A 1,920-nucleotide genomic window follows, 5' to 3' on the forward strand; every position below is an offset into this window, starting at 1 on the left:
CCCGAGGGGGCGCGATGAGCGACGAGCACCGGCTCGCGGACGACTGGGACGCGATCGTGGTCGGCAGCGGCATGGGCGGTCTGACCTGCGCCGCGTACCTGGCGGTGACCGGCCACCGGGTGCTGGTGCTCGAACAGGCCGGGGTGCTGGGCGGCAACAGCCATGTCTTCCGCCGCCGTTCGGCCTACGAGTTCGACGCCGGCGTGCACTACATCGGCGACTGCGGGCCCGACGGCGTGCTGCCGTCGATCCTGCGGGGACTGGGCCTCGGCGACCGCGTCACGTTCCGGGAGATGGACCCGGACGGATTCGACGAGGTGGTCCTGCCCGGGCTGCGGATGTCCGTACCCGTGGGCTGGGACCGCTATCTCGACCGGCTGGCCGAGGTGCTGCCGGAGGACAAGGACGGGCTGCGGGAGTTCGTGGCCGTGTGCTCGGCGGTCGGCGCGGAGATGCGCTGGACGCTGCTGTCCGCGGTCGGCGCCGAACCGGCCGAGGTGCTGCGCCGCACGCCCACGGCGGTGGCCTGGGGCCGTCGCACGCTGCACGAACTCTTCGAGCACTGCGGTCTGTCCGCCGCCGCGCGCACCGTGCTGGCCGCGCAGGCGCTCAACTACGGGATCGGGCCCGAGGAAGCCACGGTCGGCATGCACGCGAGCGTGACCGACCACTATCTGCGCGGCGCCGCATATCCGGTCGGCGGCGGCCAGATGCTGGCGGCGTCGCTGACCGAGGCGATCACCGGGCACGGCGGCGCGGTCAGGACCGGGCACCGGGTGGAGCGGGTGCTGGTCGAGCAGGGCCGGGCGTGCGGTGTCGTATTGGCCGATGGCGGGCGGGAGTTGCGCGCGCCGGTCGTGGTGTCCAACGCGGACTATGTGCGCACGGTCCGGGAGTTGGCCGGCGAGGAGCACTTCCCCGCGTCGATCGGCAAGCGGGCACGGACCGCGGTGACGGGCTTCCCCCTGGTGGTGCTCTACGTGGGGCTCGACCGGGAACTGCCGGGCAGGACCGGGGCGAACCTGTGGTGGCACGGGAACGCCGACATCGAGGAGGCGTTCCGCGGGCTGGCCGAGGGGCGGTTCGACACTCCGCCGTCGGTGTTCATCTCGTTCGCCTCGCTCAAGGACCCGGACACCGCGGCCCTCCGGCCGCCAGGGCACGCCAACTTCCAGGTGATGGCGCTGTGTCCGCGGTCACTGGAGGCGTGGGGCGCGGCGGCCGCGTCCGAGAGCGGCGGACCGTACCGCCGCGACCCGGCCTATCTGGCGGAGAAGGAGAGGGTCACCGAGGCGATGCTGGCCACCGCGGAACGCGCGCTCGGCCCCTTCCGCCGGTATGTGACCCATCTGGAGCTGGCCACCCCGGCCACGCAGCGCCGCTACACCCGGTCGACCGGCGGATCGCCCTTCGGGCTGGCCCGCTGGGGCGGCACGGGCGCCAGGCCGGACACCCGGACCAGCGTGACCGGGCTGTACGTGGTGGGGCAGAGCACCCGCTACGGCAGCGGGATCACCGGCGCCGCCGTCAGCGGCACCGCCTGCGCCGGGCAGATCCTCGGCCGCCCACTCCTGCCGGAGGTGCACGCGGGCGCGGTGCTGGGCGACCCGAGCCGGCTTCCCGGACGCGGGCCGGACTGGGACCCGCTGCGCCTGTGCGGGGGCCGGGCCCGCCGCGGAACGCGCCCCGGCTGAAGCCGTGTTCGCGGCCGGGGCGCCCTTTCCCGGTAAATGCTCGGGCGACCTGCGGCGATGGTTTATCGAGGCTTCTTATAAGGCCGTTCCCGTACGCCGGGTGAGCGGTAACGTCCCAGGCGCGGGGGCGAGATCTGCTCCCCCGCCCGGCCCGGATGCGCCCGATCGGTGTGGCCCGCGGGGGCTGTTCTCCACCAGTTTTCCGATTCAAGGGGAGTGAGTAGTC

General features: G+C 73.7%; 1 protein-coding gene. It reads left to right on the forward strand.

The window, feature by feature from the left end; all coding sequences use genetic code 11:
* Positions 1 to 14: 14 nt before the first annotated feature.
* The gene (locus ACF09J_RS29315) at positions 15 to 1,694 is read left to right on the forward strand and encodes a phytoene desaturase family protein (protein WP_392308453.1); all 1,680 of its coding nucleotides are present in this window, start codon (positions 15 to 17) and stop codon (positions 1,692 to 1,694) included.
* The last annotated feature ends 226 nt before the right edge of the window (positions 1,695 to 1,920 follow it).

The sequence above is a fragment of the Streptomyces sp. NPDC014889 genome, assembly GCF_043081205.1.
Classification (GTDB): domain Bacteria; phylum Actinomycetota; class Actinomycetes; order Streptomycetales; family Streptomycetaceae; genus Streptomyces.

Excerpts from the sequence above, each read along its gene's own strand:
- ACF09J_RS29315 (WP_392308453.1), top strand. The coding sequence starts at position 15 with ATGAGCGACGAGCACCGGCTCGCGGACGACTGGGACGCGATCGTGGTC.